10 protein-coding genes are annotated in these 18,717 nt (G+C 64.2%); 2 read left to right on the top strand and 8 right to left on the bottom strand.

The window, feature by feature from the left end:
• Positions 1-153: 153 nt before the first annotated feature.
• Positions 154-1,038 carry a non-homologous end joining protein Ku gene (gene ku / locus MTR72_RS01590; RefSeq protein WP_280965973.1) on the bottom strand — a complete coding sequence of 295 codons (885 nt, stop codon included), beginning with the start codon at positions 1,036-1,038 and terminating at the stop codon, positions 154-156.
• A gap of 121 nt (positions 1,039-1,159) precedes the next feature.
• Here ku and ligD point away from each other — a divergent pair, with 121 nt between their 5' ends.
• Positions 1,160-3,853, top strand: coding sequence for a DNA ligase D (gene ligD, locus MTR72_RS01585; RefSeq protein WP_280965972.1), 2,694 nt, complete (start codon positions 1,160-1,162; stop codon positions 3,851-3,853).
• A 91-nt stretch (positions 3,854-3,944) separates the two neighbouring features.
• Here the strand turns inward: ligD and MTR72_RS01580 are convergent, their stop codons facing one another.
• Positions 3,945-4,109, bottom strand: a complete 165-nt coding sequence (locus MTR72_RS01580) for a DUF3309 family protein (RefSeq protein ID WP_280965971.1) — start codon at positions 4,107-4,109, stop codon at positions 3,945-3,947.
• Positions 4,110-4,289: 180 nt separating this feature from the next.
• Here MTR72_RS01580 and MTR72_RS01575 point away from each other — a divergent pair, with 180 nt between their 5' ends.
• Positions 4,290-4,607 (top strand): polyhydroxyalkanoic acid system family protein, encoded by a 318-nt coding sequence (locus MTR72_RS01575; protein WP_280965970.1) that lies wholly within the window; start codon positions 4,290-4,292, stop codon positions 4,605-4,607.
• A gap of 3 nt (positions 4,608-4,610) precedes the next feature.
• On the opposite strand, the gene treY is transcribed toward MTR72_RS01575, so the two are convergent.
• Genes treY through MTR72_RS01545 form a run of 6 tightly spaced genes read right to left on the bottom strand, consistent with a single transcriptional unit; the run spans position 4,611 to position 18,623 of the window.
• Complete coding sequence (treY, locus tag MTR72_RS01570; RefSeq protein ID WP_280965969.1) at positions 4,611-7,394, bottom strand: malto-oligosyltrehalose synthase; 2,784 nt, start codon at positions 7,392-7,394, stop codon at positions 4,611-4,613.
• A 1-nt stretch (position 7,395) separates the two neighbouring features.
• A complete protein-coding gene (gene treZ / locus MTR72_RS01565) occupies positions 7,396-9,150 on the bottom strand; it encodes a malto-oligosyltrehalose trehalohydrolase (RefSeq protein WP_341510019.1) in 1,755 nt (584 codons plus the stop codon).
• The gene (glgX, locus tag MTR72_RS01560) at positions 9,147-11,225 is read right to left on the bottom strand and encodes a glycogen debranching protein GlgX (protein WP_280965967.1); all 2,079 of its coding nucleotides are present in this window, start codon (positions 11,223-11,225) and stop codon (positions 9,147-9,149) included. The genes treZ and glgX overlap by 4 nt, the downstream gene beginning before the upstream one ends.
• 3 nt (positions 11,226-11,228) lie before the next feature.
• The gene (glgB, locus tag MTR72_RS01555) at positions 11,229-13,376 is read right to left on the bottom strand and encodes a 1,4-alpha-glucan branching protein GlgB (RefSeq protein WP_280965966.1); all 2,148 of its coding nucleotides are present in this window, start codon (positions 13,374-13,376) and stop codon (positions 11,229-11,231) included.
• On the bottom strand, positions 13,369-16,665 hold the full coding sequence (gene treS, locus MTR72_RS01550; RefSeq protein WP_280965965.1) for a maltose alpha-D-glucosyltransferase: 3,297 nt from the start codon (positions 16,663-16,665) through the stop codon (positions 13,369-13,371). Before treS ends, glgB begins: the two co-directional genes overlap by 8 nt.
• An 11-nt stretch (positions 16,666-16,676) precedes the next feature.
• On the bottom strand, positions 16,677-18,623 hold the full coding sequence (locus tag MTR72_RS01545) for a maltotransferase domain-containing protein (RefSeq protein ID WP_280965964.1): 1,947 nt from the start codon (positions 18,621-18,623) through the stop codon (positions 16,677-16,679).
• Positions 18,624-18,717: the final 94 nt, after the last annotated feature.

Genomic DNA, 18,717 nt, shown 5'->3' with positions numbered 1-18,717 from the left:
GACATGGATGCCCGGGTCAAGCCTCGGGCATGACGACTGAGGTTGGAGCGCGAATCTCCTTCAACATCGTCATTGCGAGCGCAGCGAAGTAATCCAGAGTCCCTCCGCGGAACGATTCTGGATTGCTTCGCTGCGCTCGCAATGACGATTCTATCAGCTCGCCTTGCGATGCCTGGCCGTGGATCGGTGCGCTTTCTTCGCGCTGCGATGCCGTCCGGTGGTGCGGCGTGCATGGGACTTGGCTCTCGTCCGTCCTCCACCGCGCCCCTTCAAGCTCTGCTTCAGCGCATCCATGAGGCTCACGACGTTGCTCGGCCGCTCCTCGGGCTCTGGAAGTTCGATCTTCTTGCCCGCGGCCTTCCGCTTCACCAACGCCTTCAATGCGTCCTCGTATTCGTCCTTGAATTTGCTTGGGTCGAAATGCGCGGTCTTGGTGTGCAGGATGTGGCCGGCGAGCTCGACCATGTCCTTGGTGATCTTGGGGCTCTTGATGTCGTCAAAGAACTGGTCCTCGTCGCGCAGCTCGTAGGGGTAGCGCAGCGTGGTGCCGAGCAGGCCCTTGCCGAGCGGCTCGATCGCCATGACATGCTCGCGGTTGGTAAGCACGATCTTGGCGAGCGCGACGCGATCCTGATTCTCCATGGCGTCGCGGATCACGGCAAACGCGTCGATCGCGGCCTTGCCGTCGGGCGCGATGTAATAGGGATGGTTGAGGTAGCGCTGGTCGATCTCGTCGCTCGGCACGAAACTCTCGATGTCGATGGTGTGATTGCTTTCGATCTGGACCGCCTCGAGCTCCTCCGGCTCGATCTCGACATACTTGCCCTTGCGCAGCTCGTAGCCGCGCCCTTTCTGATCGCTTTCGACGACGTCGCCGGTCTCGGCATCGACCATCTGCTGTTTGAGCCGGTTTCCGGTCTCCCGGTTGATAAGGTGAAACCGCGTCTTCTGGGCTGCAGTCGCGGCCGGATAGAGCGCGACTGGGCAACTGACCAGCGACAGTTTCAACGACCCTTTCCAGTAGGCGCGGGGAGCCATTCCAATCTCCGGCGTTTTCAGGGCTTTTTCGGAACTCCAACCCGTGCTTCGGGTTTTGGTTCCGGGTGGGACACAGGTCGTGATAGGCTTGAATGCGCCTGAGAAACATGCGGGACAGGTCGTGCTGAGAAACCTTTCCACCTACCGAAAGAAACGGGATTTCGAGATCACGCCGGAGCCGTCGGGTGAAACGGCGGTCGCGCCGTCGAAGCAACGGCGGTTCGTGATCCAGAAGCACGATGCGACGCGGCTGCACTACGACTTTCGTCTCGAATTCGACGGCGTCTTCAAGTCCTGGGCGGTGACCAAGGGACCATCGCTCGATCCCCACGACAAGCGGCTGGCGGTCGAGGTCGAGGATCACCCGCTCGACTATGGCGATTTCGAAGGCACGATTCCGGAAGGCCAGTATGGCGGCGGGACGGTCATGCTGTGGGACCGCGGCTATTGGGAATCCGAAGATCCCGAGGGCGGCTTCAAGAAGGGCGACCTTAAATTCACCCTGCACGGTGACAAGCTGCACGGGAGCTGGGTTCTCGTGCGCATGCGCAACGATCGCACCGGCGGAAAGCGCACCAACTGGCTGCTGATCAAGCACCGCGACGAATATGTCCGCGAGGGTGCCGACAACGACATCCTCGACGAGGACAAGTCGGTCGCTTCCGGGCGCGCCATGGAGCAGATTGCGGAAGGCAAGGGCCGCGCGCCCAAGCCGTTCATGCTGGCAAAGGGCGCAAAGGTCGCAAAAGGCAAGGCTGATGCGGTGTGGCACTCCAACCGTGCCGAAGAAACCAGGGGGCGTACCGTCAAACCGGCGCCCCGCACGGCGTTGAAAGGTGGCAAGGCTGCAAGGAAGGCGACGACGGCGGACGTCAGGAAAGTTTCGGAGATGCCGGACTTCGTCGCGCCGCAGCTCTGCACGCCGGTCGAGCGTCCGGCGGCCGGCGAAGGCTGGTGTCACGAGATCAAGTTCGACGGCTATCGCGTGCAGCTTCGGGTCGAGGACGGCAAGGCGACGCTGAAGACCCGCAAGGGCCTGGACTGGAGCGACAAGTTCACCTCGATCGTCAAGGAGGCCGGTGCGCTGCCGGACGTGATGATCGACGGCGAGATCGTCGCGCTCGACCACAATGGCGCTCCGAACTTCTCCTCGCTTCAGGCGGCGCTGTCGGACGGCAAGACCGGTGATCTCATCTTCTTCGTCTTCGATCTCCTGTTCGCAGAAGGGCTCGATTTTCGCCGGCTGCCGCTTGGCGAGCGCAAGGCCCGCCTCAAGGAGCTGTTGGGGGCGCGCAAGAGGAAGTCGGGACAGATCCGCTTCGTCGAGCATTTCGAGAGCGGGGGCGACGCGGTGCTGCGGTCCGCCTGCAAGCTCGAGCTCGAAGGCGTGGTGTCGAAGAGGCTCGACGCACCCTATCGCTCCGGCCGTACCGAGAGCTGGACCAAGTCGAAATGCCGCGCCGGCCATGAGGTCGTGATCGGCGGCTACAAGACCACGAACGGCAAATTCCGCTCGCTGATGGCGGGCGTGCATCGTGGTGATCACCTCGCCTTTGTCGGCATCGTCGGCACAGGCTTCGGCGCCGACAAGGTCAAGCGCATCATGCCGCTCCTCAAGGAGGTGACCTCTAACGAGAGTCCCTTCGGCGGCAAGAACGCGCCGAAGAAGAGTCGCGACGTGCACTGGCTGAAGCCGGAGCTCGTCGCCGAGATCGAGTTTGCCGGCTTCACCGCCGACGGCAACATCCGCCAGGCGGCGTTCAAGGGCCTGCGGCAGGATAAGCCGGCCGAGGAGGTCGAGGCCGAAACCCCTGTCGATACAGAGCTGGCGGAGCCGTCTCCCGGCGCACGGAAGAAGTCGCGCGCCAAGACGACATCCGGCGTCCGGTCGAAGCCGGCCGCAGAGAATGCCGAGGTCATGGGTGTCGTCATCTCCAAGCCGGACAAGGAGCTCTGGCCCGACGACGGCGATGGCGAGCCGGTCACCAAGCTGGACCTCGCGCGCTATCTCGAAGCCGTCGGCGAGTGGATGATCGTGCATCTGAAGGGACGGCCGTGCTCCCTGATCCGGGCGCCCGATGGCATCAAGGGCGAGTCCTTCTTCCAGCGCCACGCCATGCAGGGGACCTCGAACCTGCTGGAGCTCGCAAAGGTCTCCGGCGATCGCAAGCCGTATTTGCAGATCGATCGCATCGAGGGGCTCGCGGCCGTGGCGCAGATCGGGGGCGTCGAGCTGCATCCCTGGAATTGCGCGCCTTACGCTTATGACACGCCCGGCCGTCTGGTGTTCGATCTCGATCCGGCGCCGGATGTCGATTTCGCCGGCGTCGTCGCGGCGGCAAAGGAGATGCGGCAGCGGCTTGCCGATGTCGGCATGGAGAGTTTTTGCAAGACCACCGGCGGCAAGGGCCTGCATGTGGTGGTGCCGCTGCTGCACGGCGCGCGCGACAAGGTGAGCTGGAAGGAGGCCAAGGCCTTCGCGCAAGGGATCTGCCGGTGGATGGCCGACAACGATCCCGAGCGCTACCTGCTCAATATGTCGAAGAAGCTGCGCAATGGAAAGATCTTCCTCGACTACCTGCGCAATGACCGCATGTCGACGGCAGTGGCTCCGCTGTCGCCGCGTGCGCGCGCGGGTGCCACGGTCTCGATGCCGCTGACCTGGGCGCAGGTGAAGAGCGATCTTGATCCGAAGCGATATACGCTGCGCACCGTCCCTGGCTTGCTCGCGCGCTCGAAAGCATGGGAGGGATACGAGGATGCGGCGACGTCGATCAAGGCGGCGATGAAGAAGCTGACGGCGAAGGTGAAGTAGGGCTCGCCGCACAGCACCCTTCGCGTTGTATTTGCGAAATTCGTAGGTGGGTTAGCGAAGCGTAACCCACCCTACGAGATCATGTGTGCGGCTAGATTCGTCCCAGCAAAAGCAGTATCAGCAGGATGACGATGATAAGCCCAAGGCCGCCGCCGCCGTAATAGCCGGTGCCGTAGAACGGGCCGCCGCCGATGCCGCTGAAGCCGCCGAGCAGGGCGATGATCAAAATGATCAGAATGATCGTACCGATCGTCATGCCAAATCTCCTCCAGCCCTTGGTCAAAAAGGGTCGCTTGCACTTGTCCTCCGCTGGGGGCAACTTGCCGCAAGTTTGTTCGTTCCGGTTGTGAAACGCGATCGCAGAGCCGATTTCCTTGGAACCTTTGCCGTTTCGGTCGGCATGACTACGTGAGGATCATTCAGCGCGGGGCGGACCATGTCAGCACCGTTTGTCGTTTCAATTCCGCACCGTCTCGGCCGCGAGGAGGCGGTGCGCCGGCTCAAATCCGGACTCGGTCGTGCGGCGGCCAGCATTCCCGTGATGCAGGTCGAAGAAGAGCGCTGGAGCGGGGACAGCATGAACTTCCGCGTTCGCGCGCTTGGGCAGATCGCGAGCGGCCAGATCGACGTTGCCGACGATCATGTCCGGGTCGAGGTGGTGCTGCCATGGCTGTTGCAGCGCTTCGCCGAGATGGCGCAGGCCACCATCCGCAAGCGCGGACAATTGCTGTTGACCAAGGACGACAAAAGATAGAGTTCAGGCGAGGACGCGCTGCCGGGCCGGCTTCGCGATGCTGGCGGTGCGCGCCCCGATCACTGCTGCGGGAAAATCGCGGAAGGCCTGCGCGATCGGCAGTTGGTTGCCGGTGAGGTGAGGTGCGGTGTAGCCGGTCATGTCGACGGTCGCGTCGAGGCCTTCGAACGCAGGCCATTCGCGTCCCACCTGGGTGAAGGGTGCAAACAGACGTCCGACCACAGTGATCACCGCTGCGCGTCCGCGCCGGCGGGCGAAGGCGATGACATGATCCGCATGCGCGCCGCGGACCTCCAGCGGCCGGTAGTCGCCATGGCCGAAGACGTCGGCGAGCTCAGTGCGCAGCCTGAGCAGATGCCGCGTCCAGGCGAGCTTGAGCTGGCCGTCCGGCCAGGTCTTGATCAGGTGGCTCCAGTCCGGAGCCTCGAGTGACGCCAGGGCCGCATGTCGGCTGGCAAAGTCCACGGGACGGCGGTTGTCGGGATCGACCAGCGACAGGTCCCACAATTCGGTGCCCTGATAGAGATCCGGAACGCCCGGCAGCGTCGCCTTGAGCGTGATCTGGCTGAGGGAATTCAACGCGCCGAGCAGTGCCACGCGCCGCGCCAGGGTTTGCAGCGTGTCCAGGAACTCGCCGGACTGTGCGGGATCGAGGATCTTTTCGACGAAGCTGCGCACACCCTGCTCATAGGCCTCGTGCGGGTTGAGCCAGCTCGTCTCCTCCTTGCCTTCGCGCGCAGCCTTGAGCGCATAGGCCTGGATGCGCTCGGTGAAGTCGGCGCCAGGCCCCTGCAGCGGCCAGGCCCCCAGCAGGGTCTGGTAGAGCATGTATTCGAACGTCGCCGAAGGCGCGCGCATGTTGCCGCGGAGGGCAAGGTGCGGCGCGTTCATGACCTTCCAGCGCGCCACCGCGCTGGTCCATTCGCCGGGGATTTCGCTGAGCGCGGCAATCCGAGCGCGGGCGTCCTCGCCGCGCTTGGTGTCATGCGTTGCGGTTGCGGTTAGGCCGTGCGGCCATTCCCTGGCGCGGGCCTGCATGGTCTGATGGAAGGCGGGGAGCGCAAGCCCGTTGCTCGCGGGATCGCCGCCGACCTCGTTGAGCGCGAGCAACCGGTGGAATTGGTAGAAGGCGGTGTCTTCGAGCGACTTCGCCATCATCGGTCCGGTGAATTGCTGCACCTTCAGCGCAAAGCGGCGCACGCGCGGGGTGCTGTGCCGCGGCCGGTCCGGCCTCAGCAGGTCCATGGTGAGGGCGTCGCGCAGGAAGTCGAAAATGCCGTCGTCCGCGGCGAACCACTCCGCCCGCGCGCTTTCGATGGTCTCGTCTATCAGCTTGCGATCATGCGCGCTCGGTGCGCCCGTCGTGAGATAGGTGCGGTAGACCGGAAAATGCAGCACATAGAGCTCGAGCGCCTGCCGCAGGCTGTCCTCGGAGAAGTCGCGGGTCGAGTAATGCCCGTTGGCGATGCGCGCGAGCAGCCGCGTCAGCACGGTGAATTCGCTGGTCAACAGCGTCTCCAGCACCCGTCGCTTGGCCTCCTTGACGTAAGGCGCAAGCCGCGGCGCGCGGTTGCTGACCTGCCGCCAGGTCTCGTTCAGTGCCTCCAGTCCCCTGGCGTCGACCAGCACCTGGATGATGACGTTCATCCACTCATAGCCGGTGGTGCCCTGTATCCCGGCAAAGCGCGGCAGGCGTTCGTGCTCGCACAGGATCTTCTCGATCACGGTGTAGAACGGCTTTGTGGTGCCTTGCGCGTCGCGCACAAGCCGGCGCAGCCGTTGGCAATATTGCGCGGGATCGCGCAGGCCGTCGATGTGGTCGAGGCGCAAGCCCTGCAATTTGCCGTCCGCAACGAGTTGCTTTACCAGCCGGTGCGTGGCCGCGAACGTGCCGGGATCTTCGACCCGCAGGCCGGCGAGCCCGTTGATGTCGAAGAAGCGGCGATAGTTGATGTCGCTGGAGGCGAGCCGCCAGTGGCCGAGCTTGTAGTGCTGGCGTTCGAGCAGATGGTGCAGCGCCAGTGTCGGCGCCGGGCGATCCTTGGCGGCGCGATAGGCGCCAAGGCCGCGTACGATGATGTCTGCGCCATCAGCGTTCTCCTTGAGCTCGACCTTGAACGCAGGCGCTTCCTTGCGGTTGGGGCGGCGCAGCCCCGTGTAGCGGGTGGCGAGCGCGAGCAGGCGCTTGCCGGCGTCTGTTTCGGCGGCGTCTGCCTCCTTCACGACCATCCGCAGCACTTCGCCATAGCGCTCCGGCGCGATCGGCAGGCGATGCTCGTAATACCAGGCCGAGAAGCTGCCTTCGTTGGGATCGTAGCGCAATTCGATTTCGCCGCGCTCGAGCGCTTCGCCGTAGGACACGCCGAGGATCGGCAGCAGCACGCCGCCGCGGGCGCGGTAGGGCAACTGGTCCCAGTCGATGTCAAACGAGACCGCATGCGGCGAAGCCTGTCCCCATTCCAGCACGTCCAGCCACCAGGGATTGTCGGCAAAATGCACGCCGACATGGTTGGGTACGAAATCGATGATCAGGCCGAGATCATGCTTTACCAGCGTCTCACTCAGCCGCGCAAAGCCGGCCTCGCCGCCGAGCTCGGGATTGAGCTGGCTGTGATCGACGATGTCGTAGCCGTGGGTCGAGCCCTTGCGGGCCTTCATCACCGGTGAGGCGTAGAGATGCGTGACGCCGAGCGCTTTGAGGTAAGGGACAACCTCGGCGGCCTTGTCGAAATCGAAATCTGCGGTGAGCTGAAGCCGATAGGTGGCAAGGGGGCTAGCGGGAGGCATGCTAACCTCCGAGACGCCAGTGCACTGCCCAGGGCGGGAGGCGGTCGCCGGCTGCACTGCCCCAGATCGGTGTGCCTGCGCTCTCGCTGGAATGCGTGATCTCGTGGTCCGAGAGATTGGCGGTGAGGCGCAGCATCGCGCCGTCCCCCATGCGCCAATGTGCGGTCAAAAGACCATTGTCGGTGGTCTCGGCGTTGCCGAAGACCGCGCCCTTCAGCCGTGGTGCGATCTCCCTGCGGCGAAGCGCGAGCAGCTCCCGCACCAGAGCCAGTCGTGCCTGCTGCTCGGGCGTGCGCGACGTCCAGTCGAGCACGGCCGATTGCGGCGTTGCTGGGTCGAGCGGGTCTGGGACCTCGTCGCCATATTTTTCGTAAGCCCAGGCATATTCCTGCCGACGTCCCTTGCGCACGGCATCTGCAAGCCCGCCCTGGAAATCGCAGAAGAACGGGAAGGGCACCGTCGAGCCCCATTCCTCGCCCATGAACAGCATTGGTATCATGGGAGCGAGAAGCGTGACGGCGAGCGCGGCCTCGACCTTTTGCGGCGATGCCAGGCTCTCGAGCCGGTCGCCGAGCGGGCGGTTGCCGATCTGGTCATGGTTCTGGAGGAAATTGACGAAGGTCGCCGGCGGCAGCGCGCCGCTCGGCTCGCCGCGCGGCTTGTTGCCCCAGAATTCGGAGATCTCGCCCTGATAGACGAAGCCCGAGGCCAGCGCGCGCGCAAGATCGAGGCGCGGCGTCTGATAGTCGGCGTAGTAGCCGGCGAGCTCCCCCGTCAACATCACATGCCAGACGTGGTGATAGTCGTCGTTCCACTGCGCGCGATACTTGCCGTTGGGCGGCTCCTGCGCGGCGTCGAGCAGGCTCGCGCGGTTGTCGCCGTTCTCCAGCACGAGATGGATGTGCCGCCCCGTCGCCTTGGCGAGCTCGCCGGTGGCGACGCTGAGATCGTGCAGCATCGACGACTCGCCGGGAAGCGCCATGATGTGGTTGGCGGCGTCCAGCCTCAGGCCGTCGAAACGGTAGTCGCTGAGCCAGGCGAGCGCATTCTCGACCGCGAAGGCCCGCACCTGCGGCACGCGATAGTCGATCGTGCTGCCCCAGGGCGTGTGCGCGTCCGTGAAGAAGGTCGGCGCGTAGCGGCTGAGGTAATTTCCCTCGGGGCCGAAGTGATTATAGACGACATCGAGAAACACCATGAGGCCGCGCAGATGCGCCTCGTCGATCAGCGTCTTCAGGTCTTCGGGGCGGCCGTAGGCGCTGTCGGGCGCGTACCAGAGCACGCCGTCGTAGCCCCAGCCCCGGCGGCCGGCGAAATCGGCCAGCGGCATCAACTCCAGCGCGGTGACGCCGGTGCCGGCCAGATGATCGAGCTTGTCGATCATGGCACGGTAAGTGCCTCGCGGCGTGAAGGTGCCGACATGGGTCTCGATCAGGACCGTCTCTTCCCAAGGGCGGCCGCGCCAAGCATCTGCGCGCCAGGCGAAGCTTGCGTGATCGATCACCTCACTCGGGCCGAACACGTCCTCGGGCTGGAAGGCCGAGGCCGGATCGGGCACGTCGATCTCGTCGTCGATCCTGAATTTGTAGCGGCTGCCGGCCGTCAGGCCGTGGACCTCGGCCACGTACCAGCCGTCGTCGCGCCGGCGCATGGCATGTCGGCGGTCGAGCAGGAGGTCGACGCGTCTGGCGGCGGGCGCCCAGAGCCGGAACGACACGCCGTCTTTGGTCGATCTTGCACCGAAGGAGGGCCTCATAGCGCGCCCGCGAAGGCGACCACGGAGCGCGGCGGCGCCTTACTGTCGCTTCCGGGCTGGAATTCGATCGTGTTCAGCTTGGCCTCAGTCGTGTTCAGGATCTGCTGCCAGCTCTTGTGTTCGGTCATCTTGGGCAACTTGAATGCGATCTCTTCGGGCGCGGCGTTCAGGACAATAAAGATCGCAGGCCCGCCCGGTTCCATCGGCCCCATCACATAAGAGAGGAAGCGCCCTTCGGGGAAATTCCAGTCGCTCTCCTTCATCTCCTCGCCGGCCGGGGTGAGCCACAAGACCCCATAGGATGAGCCCTCCGTGGGACGGCCATCGAGCCAGCGGTGGCTGCGGAGCTGCGAGAAGCGCCGGCGGATTTCGGCAAGATGGGCGACGAAATCGACCATGTCCTCGCCTTCCTTGCCGAGATTGTCCCAGCCGATCCAGCCGATCTCGTTGTCCTGGCAATAGGCGTTGTTGTTACCGGATTGCGAGTTGCCGACCTCGTCGCCGGCGAGGATCAGCGGCACGCCCTGCGCCAACATCAGGCAGGCCAGCACGTTCTTGCGGAGCTGGCGGCGCAGACCGAGGATATTGGGATCGTCAGTCGGGCCTTCAACACCGCAATTGTTGCTGTGGTTGTCGTTGGAGCCGTCGCGATTGTCCTCGCCATTGGCCTCGTTGTGCTTCTCATTGTAGCTGAAGAGGTCGGCGAGCGTGAAGCCGTCGTGGACAGTGATGTGATTGATGCTGGCGCGCAGCCGCCGTCCGTCGTGGTTGAACAGGTCGGAGGACGCCGTCATGCGGCTGGAGATGTCGCCGATCAGGCTGCCTTCACCACTCCAGTAGCGGCGCATGGCGCTGCGATAGCGGTCGTTCCACTCCGACCATTGCGAGGGGAATGCACCGACCTGGTAGCCGCCGAGCCCGAGGTCCCAGGGCTCGGCCACGAGCTTGACGGTGGCTAGCACCGGATCCTGCCGGATGGCGGTCAGGAACGAGCTGCCGCGATCATAGCCGTTCGGGCCGCGCGCCAGCGTGGTGGCGAGGTCGAAGCGGAAGCCGTCGACATGGCAGACCTCGACCCAGTAGCGCAGCGAATCCATCACCATCTGAAGTACGCGCGGATGGGTGATGTTCACCGACGAGCCGCAGCCGGTGAAGTCGTCGTAGTAGCGCGGATTCTCGCGGTTCAGCCAGTAATAGGAGGCGTTGTCGATGCCGCGGTAGCACAGCGTCGGCCCCAGATGATTGCCTTCCGCGGTGTGATTGTAGACGACGTCGAGCATCACCTCGATGCCGGCATCGTGCAGGCGCGCGACCGTGGTGCGGAAGGAGTCGAGCGCATTGTCCTGGGCGTAGCGGGACTCGGGCGCGAAGAAGGACAGCGTGTTGTAGCCCCAGTAATTGGCGAGCTTCTTCTCCACCAGGATACGATCGTCGACGAAGCTGTGGATCGGCAGCAACTCGACCGTGGTGACGCCGAGCCGCTTCAAGTGCTCGATCATCGCGGGCGACGACAGGCCGCCATAGGTACCGCGCAGGTTCGGCGGCACGTCGTCGCGCTTCTGCGTCAGGCCTTTGACGTGAGCCTCGTAGATGACGGTGTCTTCCCAGGCGATGTGAGGCCTGCTCTCGCGACGGCCCCAGTTAAAGGTCTCGTCGACTACGACCGCCTTGGGCATGCCGCGCGCGTTGTCGCGGCGGTCGAAGGACAGGTCCCAGCGCGGGCTGCCGGTGCGGTAGGCGAAATGCGCGTCGCTCCAGACCAGGCGTCCGGCGAGCCGCTTGGCATAGGGGTCGAGCAGCAGCTTGTTGGCGTTGAAGCGGTGGCCGTGCTCGGGCTCGTAGGGTCCGTGCACGCGATAGCCGTAGAGCTGGCCCGGCGAAACGTCATTGAGATAGCCGTGCCAGACGTCCTCGGTGCGTTCTGGCAATTCGATGCGCTCGAGCTCGCGGCGGCCCTGGCTGTCAAACAGGCACAGCTCGACCTTCTGCGCGTTGGCGGAGAACAGCGCGAAATTGGTGCCGCGTCCGTCCCAGCTTGCACCGAGGCGTGCGGACGATCCGGCGGTCAGGCGCATGGGTCAGCTTTCCGGAACGAGGAAGATCGCGGCCAGGGGCGGAATGGTGAGGCGAAGCTCGGGCGTCTTGCCGTCAACGGCGAGCACCTCGCCGACGTTCCCGACATTGCTGCCGCCGTAATGGGCGGAGTCCGAATTGAACACCTCTTTCCACTTGCCGGCAAACGGCACGCGAACGCGATAGTTGCGATAGACATTGGGTGAGAAGTTGACGATCACGAGACAGCGCGAGTGTTCGTCGAATCCCTTGCGCATCCAGGCGAAGGTGTTGCGGTTGGCATCGTCGGTGATCAGCCATTCGAAGCCGGCCTGGTCGCAATCCATCTGGTGCAGCGCCGGCACCGCGCGATAGAGCCGGTTGAGATCGCGGATCAGCGCCTGGATGCCGGAATGGTTCTTGTATTCGAGCAGATGCCAGTCGAGCGACTGGTCGTGATTCCATTCGTTGCCTTGTGCGATCTCCGCGCCCATGAACAAGAGCTTCTTGCCGGGATGGCCGAACATGAAGCTGTAATAGGTGCGCAGATTGGCAAAGCGCTGCCACTCGTCGCCGGGCATCCGGCCGAGGATCGAACGCTTGCCGTGCACCACCTCGTCATGCGACAGCGGCAGGATGAAGTTCTCCGAGAAGGCATAGTGCAGGCCGAACAGGATCTCGCCGTGATGATGCTTGCGGTAGATCGGGTCCTTGCTGATGTAGTTCAGCGTGTCGTGCATCCAGCCCATGTTCCACTTGTAGCCGAAGCCGAGCCCGCCGAATTCGACCGGGCGCGAGACCTGTGGCCATGCGGTCGATTCCTCCGCCGCCGTGGTCGCCTGCGGGAAACGGGCGAACACTTCGGTGTTGAAGCGGCGCAGGAACGCGATCGCCTCTATGTTTTCCCGCCCGCCATACTGGTTCGGAATCCAGGCGCCCGGCGGCCGGCTGTAGTCGAGGTAGAGCATGGAGGCGACCGCATCGACGCGCAGGCCGTCGATGGCGTAGCGCTCCAGCCAGAACAGCGCGTTCGACACCAGGAAGTTCATCACTTCAGTGCGGCCGTAATTGTAGATCAGCGTGCCCCAGTCGAGATGCCGGCCCTGAAGCGGATTGGCATGCTCGTAGAGCGAGGTGCCGTCGAAATGGCCGAGCCCGTGCGGATCGTCGGGGAAGTGGCCGGGCACCCAGTCGAGCAGCACGGCGATGCCTTCGCGATGGCAGGCATCGACGAGGGCGGCAAAGTCGTCCGGGGAGCCGAACCGGCTGGTCGGTGCATAGAGGCCGGTTGGCTGGTAGCCCCAGGAGCCGTCGAAGGGATGCTCGCTCACGGGGAGGAATTCGACATGCGTGAAGCCCATGTCGCGGACATAGGCCGGCAACTGTTCGGCCAGCTCGCGATAGGTCAGCCATTCATTGCCGTTCTTGCGCCGCCAGGAGCCGAGATGGACCTCGTAGATCGACATCGGCGCCGACAGCGCGTTGATGCCGTCGGGCGCCGGGCGCGGCCGCGGCAGATGCGCCTCGTCGAAGACGATGGAAGCCGTCTTTGGCCGGACCTCGGTGGCGAACGCCAGCGGATCGGATTTCAGCGGGAGTTGGTGGCCGTGCGGTCCGACGATGTCGAACTTGTAGTGATCTCCCGGCTTGGCGTGCGGAATGAACAATTCCCAATAGCCGATGCCGCGCACCCGCATGGGATGACGCCGCGCGTCCCAGAAATTGAAATCGCCGACCACGCTGACGCGCCGCGCATTCGGGGCCAGCACCACGAAGCCGATGCCGTCAACGCCGTCGAGCGTCATCGGATGCGCGCCGAGCTTGTCGTAGAGGCGCTGATGGGTGCCTTCGCCGAGCAGGTAGAGGTCGAAGTCGGTCAGGATCGGCGGGAAGCGATAGGCGTCCTCGAACTCGACGACGCTGTCGCCGAACTTCGCGCGCAATTGATAATGCCTGGAGCCGTTCGGGAGGGCACCGACGAACAGGCCGGCGTCGTGAACGCGGTCGAGCTTTGCCACCTCGCCGTGCTCGCCGATCGCCTCGACATTGGAGGCCTCGGGCAGGAAGGCGCGCACCACGCTTCTGTCGCCTTCGGGGTGCAGTCCAAGATAGTGGAAGGGGTCGGAGTGGCGGCCCTCGATGATCGCGTAGGCTTCGGCGGGCAGTTTAGGCATGTGCTTCGCTCTCGGGATTGGACAGAATGCGAAGCAGCCCCGTCAGAGGTGTGTTGAGCCCCTCCGGCCGGTGCGACAGCTCATGCTCCACCTCATCGAATGCGTGATCAAGTATGAAAAACCTTAACAGGCTGTCCGCCGATTGCGGATCATTTGGCCAGAGCTGCCGGTTTGTCATGCCTTCCCGATAGGCGGTCAGGAATGTGGCTGTCGCGCGCTCGCGCCATTCGCCGAGCGCGGCTGCAAGCCGGCCCTGCTCGTCGTGCGCCCCGGCGAGCGCGCGGTGGAGGGCTGCGGTTGCGGCAAGCTCGATCGAGCGGATCAGGCCGGCGACGTCGCGCGCGGCTGGCGCCTTGCGCCGCCGGTCGGCCAGCGGCAGGTACGGATTGCCATCGAAGTCGATGATGAAGATATCGTCCTTCACGATCAGAGTTTGCCCGAGGCGGAAGTCGCCATGATGACGGATGTTCAACCCGCTGAGGTCCGATGGCAATAGCGTCGTCAGCCGGTCGGACAGGTTCGCGCGCGCCGCCGCGAGCTGGTCGACCAGCGGGCGGTCGGCCTCTCGGAGGGCCTCGCGATGCTCGGCCAGGAGCTCGCAAAGCCGGTCGGCGCGGGTCTTGAGATCGGAGATCCAGTGCTTGACCTGCATGGCGTCGATCGGCTCGGGAGCAAGGTCGCCGGTCTTTGCGTCAGCCAGCGCCATATGCAGCTCGGCGAGGCGCCGGCCGGTCTGCACCAGGTGGTGCAGGTAGGACGCAGGCTCCTGGCTGTCGTGGGACATCTGGCTCGCCGTCAGCAGACGCTGCTCGTCGATATAGCGGTCGAGATGGGATGCGGTCACGGCCCAGCCGTCGCCCTGGTTCTCGACATAGGCGTGCAGGACGCCGAGCGCGCTGCGCTGATCGCCTTCGACCAGCTCGACGCTGCCGAGCAGTGCCGGCGTGTTGGCAAAGCGGGCGACCTCGGTCAGATAGCGGTTGATCTCGATCTCGGGATTGATGCCGCTTTCGAGCTGGCGGTAGATCTTGGCGACATACTGGTTGTCGACGAGGGCGGTGCTGTTCGACTGCTCGATCGTACGGATGCGTTCGGGTTCCTTGACTGTGTAGTCGGCGAACAGGCTGGTCGACTTGAACTCCAGCCGCAGATTGTTCTCCTCCACCACCAGATTCTGCGACAGGTTGCGCAGGAACAGGCCGATGAAGATCTGGTCGGTGGCCACGTCGAGCAGTGTGCCTTCGCGCGCGCCCTGGCGGACGGCGGCGAGCGCCCTCGGGTTGAAGCGTTCGCGGTCGAAGCGCACCCACTCGATCTGCATGGGCAGCACGTAACGCGAAGACGTGTCGTGCTGTGTGGCCTCGAAGAACGCGATCCAGGGTCGGTTGTCACCGATGTCGCAGAACGGCACCGCCGAAGTCAGCGTAGGCCGGATCTGCTTGGGGTTATGCTCCGGATACCACCGCGTCCGCGACAAAAAGCCCGGCAGGACGTCGCGCTCGAACACGCTGCGTTCGCGTGCCAGCGAGACCCAGGTCGAGTTGACCGGTACCACCAGCGTTTCGAATTCCGGCACCGCGCGCGGCACCACCGCCTCGGATTTGTCGCGCTCCAGGAGCTGGAACCAGTAGAAGCCGTAAGGCCCGAGCGTGATCATGTAGGGTAGTTCGCCGATCGCCGGGAAGCGGGTACGGCCGAGCATTTCCTGCGGGATGCGGTCCTTCCACGGTGACAGGTCGAGCTCGGTCGCTTGGGCTGCGCGCGAAAGATTTGCGACGCAGAGGATCACCTCGTCGCGATACTGCCTGACATAGGCGAGCACTGCGCGGTTGGCGGGGCGGATGAATGTCATGGTGCCGCGACCGAAGGCGAGCGTCGACTTGCGCACCGAGATCAGCCGCTTGGTGGCGCTGAGCAGTGACGACAGGCTGCGCGACTGCGCTTCCACATTGACCGACTCGTAGCCGTAGACGGGATCCATGATCAGCGGCGCGTAGAGGCGTGCGGGATCGCAGCGCGAGAAGCCGCCATTGCGGTCCGGGCTCCACTGCATCGGCGTGCGCACGCCGTTGCGGTCGCCGAGATAGATGTTGTCGCCCATTCCGATCTCGTCGCCGTAATAGATGATCGGGGTGCCGGGGAAGGACAATAGCAGCGAGTTCATCAGCTCGATCTTGCGCCGGTCGTTGTCCATCAGCGGCGCCAGGCGCCGGCGGATGCCGAGATTGATGCGCGCGCGCGGATCGTTGGCATAGGTCGACCACAGATAGTCGCGCTCGACGTCGGTGACCATTTCCAGCGTCAGCTCGTCATGGTTGCGCAGGAACAGTGCCCATTGACAGCTCGCGGGAATGTCCGGCGTCTGACGCAGGATGTCGGTGATCGGGAAGCGGTCCTCCTGCGCGATGGCCATGTAGATGCGCGGCATCAGCGGGAAGTGATAGGCCATGTGGCACTCGTCGCCGCGGCCGAAATATTCCTGCACGTCCTCGGGCCATTGATTGGCCTCGGCCAGCAGCAGCTTGCCCTTGGAGTAGGCGTCCAGCTCATGGCGCAGACGCTTGATGATCGTATGCGTCTCGGGAAGGTTCTCGTTCGAAGTGCCCTCGCGCTCGCAGAGATAGGGAATGGCATCAAGCCGGAAGCCGTCGACGCCGGCATCGAGCCAGCGCTTCATCACCTGGATGATGGCGCTGACCACGCGCGGATTGTCGAAGTTGAGATCCGGCTGATGCGAGAAGAAGCGATGCCAGTAGAAGGCGCCTGCCTCGGTGTCCCAGGTCCAGTTGGATTTCTCCGTGTCCGTGAAGATGATCCGCGTGCCCTGGTACTTCTGGTCGGTGTCGCTCCAGACATACCAGTTCCGCGCGCTCGAGCCCGGATGGCTGCGTCGTGCGCGCTTGAACCATTTGTGTTGGTCGGAGGTGTGGTTGACGACGAGCTCGGTGATCACCCGCAGGCCGCGCCGCTTCGCTTCCTGGATGAAACGCTTGAAATCCTTCATCGTCCCGAAATCGGGATTGACCGCGCCGTAGTCCGCGATGTCGTAGCCGTCGTCACGGCCGGGCGAGGGATAGAACGGCAGTAGCCACAGTGCAGTGACGCCAAGCTCCTGGAGATAGGGCAGTTTCTCGGTCAGCCCGGTGAAGTCGCCGATGCCGTCATTGTTGCTGTCGGCGAACGCCTTGACGTGGAGCTGATAGATGATGGCATCCTTGTACCAGAGCTCGTCCACGATCTCGGCAGCTTCCATCTTCTTGTTGACGTCGACGGAGGAAAGAACATTCATGGCGTGCGCCCCTACGCCAGGCAGCGAAACAGCAGCGCCGGATCAAGGTCAGGATCGATACGCAACCTGATCCCGCCCCATTCAATGCGGGACTGTTCGCCTGTCAGGAGGTTTTCGAGGACCGCAACGTGGTGCCGCTGCCCACCGGCGTCAACCGTGACGTCGCCCAGCGGCAGCCAGAATTCGCGCACACGGCGCGAGAGGGCGACCACTACCACGACGGTGCTGGCCGGATCACCCGCCTGCTTCACGAACGCGACCGTTTCGCCGTCCTCGATGCCGAGGAACCGCAGATTGGCCGTCTGTTGAAGGGCGGTGTTTTCGCTGCGGATGCGATTGAGCTCGGCGATATAGCTCTTGATGTTGCCGGGTTGGTTCCAGTCGCGCTGCCGGATCTCGTATTTCTCGGAATCGAGATACTCCTCCCGGCCGGGAATGGCGCCGTGTTCCAGGAGCTCGAACCCGCTGTAAATGCCATAATTGCCCGACAGCGTCGCTGCCAGCGCAACGCGCGACTTGAACATCCAGGTCTCACCGTTCTGCAGATGATATGGCAACAGGTCAGGTGTGTTGACGAACAGGTTCGGGCGATAGAAATCCCGCTCCGGGTAATTGACGAGCTCGCCGAGATATTGCTCCAGCTCCCACTTCTGGGTGCGCCAGGGAAAGTAGGTGAAGGACTGCGCGAAGCCGAGCTTTGCGAGCCCCTTCATCAGCTTCGGTCGGGTGAATGTCTTTGCGAACAGGATGACCTCGGGGTGCCGGCGACGGATGTCGCGGATGAGCCAGTCCCAGAACGGGAGCGGCGCGGTGTCGTGATTGTCGATGGCGAAAATGGTCACACCATGATCGATCCAGAACAGCATTGCATCGCGGAACGCGCCCCACAGCGCGATTCTGTCGACGCAGGCGAAGTCGGGGATGACGATATCGGGATAGGGGCCCTCCGCGGTGCCCACCGAGCGGTCCGGCCGCCATTTGAACCATTCCGGATGCTGCCTCAGCCAGGGATGATCCGGCGAGCATTGCACCGCGAAATCGAGCGCGAGCTCCACGCCATATTCGAGGCAAGTTGCGATCAGCGCCCGGAAATCCTCGATCGTGCCGAGCGCGGGATGCAGGGCATCATGCCCGCCCTCGGGAGCGCCGATGGCATAGGGCGAGCCGGGATCGTGTTCGGTCGCGATCGGGGAATTGTTGCGGCCCTTGCGCCGCGTGCGGCCGATCGGGTGAATCGGCGTGAAGTAGAGCACGTCAAATCCCATCGCGGCGATGTCAGGCACGCGCGCGATGCAGTCCCTGAGCGTGCCGTGCCGACCGGGCACAGCGCTCTGGCTGCGCGGCATCATCTGGTACCAGGTGCTGAACCGCGCCTTGTCACGTTCGGCGCTCAGCGGGAAGAGCGGGGAGCGGGTCAGGTCGGGGCGCGACTGGCTCTCGGCCATGGCCTCGCTCAGCTCGGCCGCGAGCAGCGGCGCGACCTCGCCGGTCTGAAGATAGTCCTCGCATTGTCTCAGGATGATCGAGGCGGCGTCCCGCCGCACGCCATGCGCCTTGGTCAGAAGGCCGGCGCCCTCGATCGCGTCGAGCGTGATGTCGGCGCCGCAAAGCTGCTTCCGCTCCAGCCGATGACGCCAGGTGGCGAATTCGTCGGTCCAGGCTTGGACGGCATAGAGATACAGCCCGGGCTCCGTCGGGACGAACGCGCCGAACCAACGGTCGTTGCCGTGCTGGCTCATCGGCTCGTGCCGCCAGTCGCGATCCTGCTCGCGGCGCCAGACCAGCGCGGCGCTGATCACGGCGTCGCCGTCGCGGTAGATGTCGGCCCAGACCTCGACCCGCTCGCCCGCGATCCGCTTCACGGCGAAGCGGCCCCCGTCGATCAACGGATAGACGTCCTCAATGAGGAAAGCGCTGCGGGCTGCGGCGCTCTCGACGGTTTGAATTGTCTTGTTCACGGTGATGCCATTGACAACAAAACAGGATCCCGCTTCCCTTGTCGGGAACCGACGCTCGGTACCTATATAGAAAGCCGCTTGTGTGTCATTGGTT

Origin of the sequence: Bradyrhizobium sp. ISRA442 (assembly GCF_038085055.1) — a bacterium.
Classification (GTDB): Bacteria; Pseudomonadota; Alphaproteobacteria; order Rhizobiales; family Xanthobacteraceae; genus Bradyrhizobium.
This window is presented reverse-complemented; position numbering and strand designations above follow the sequence as displayed.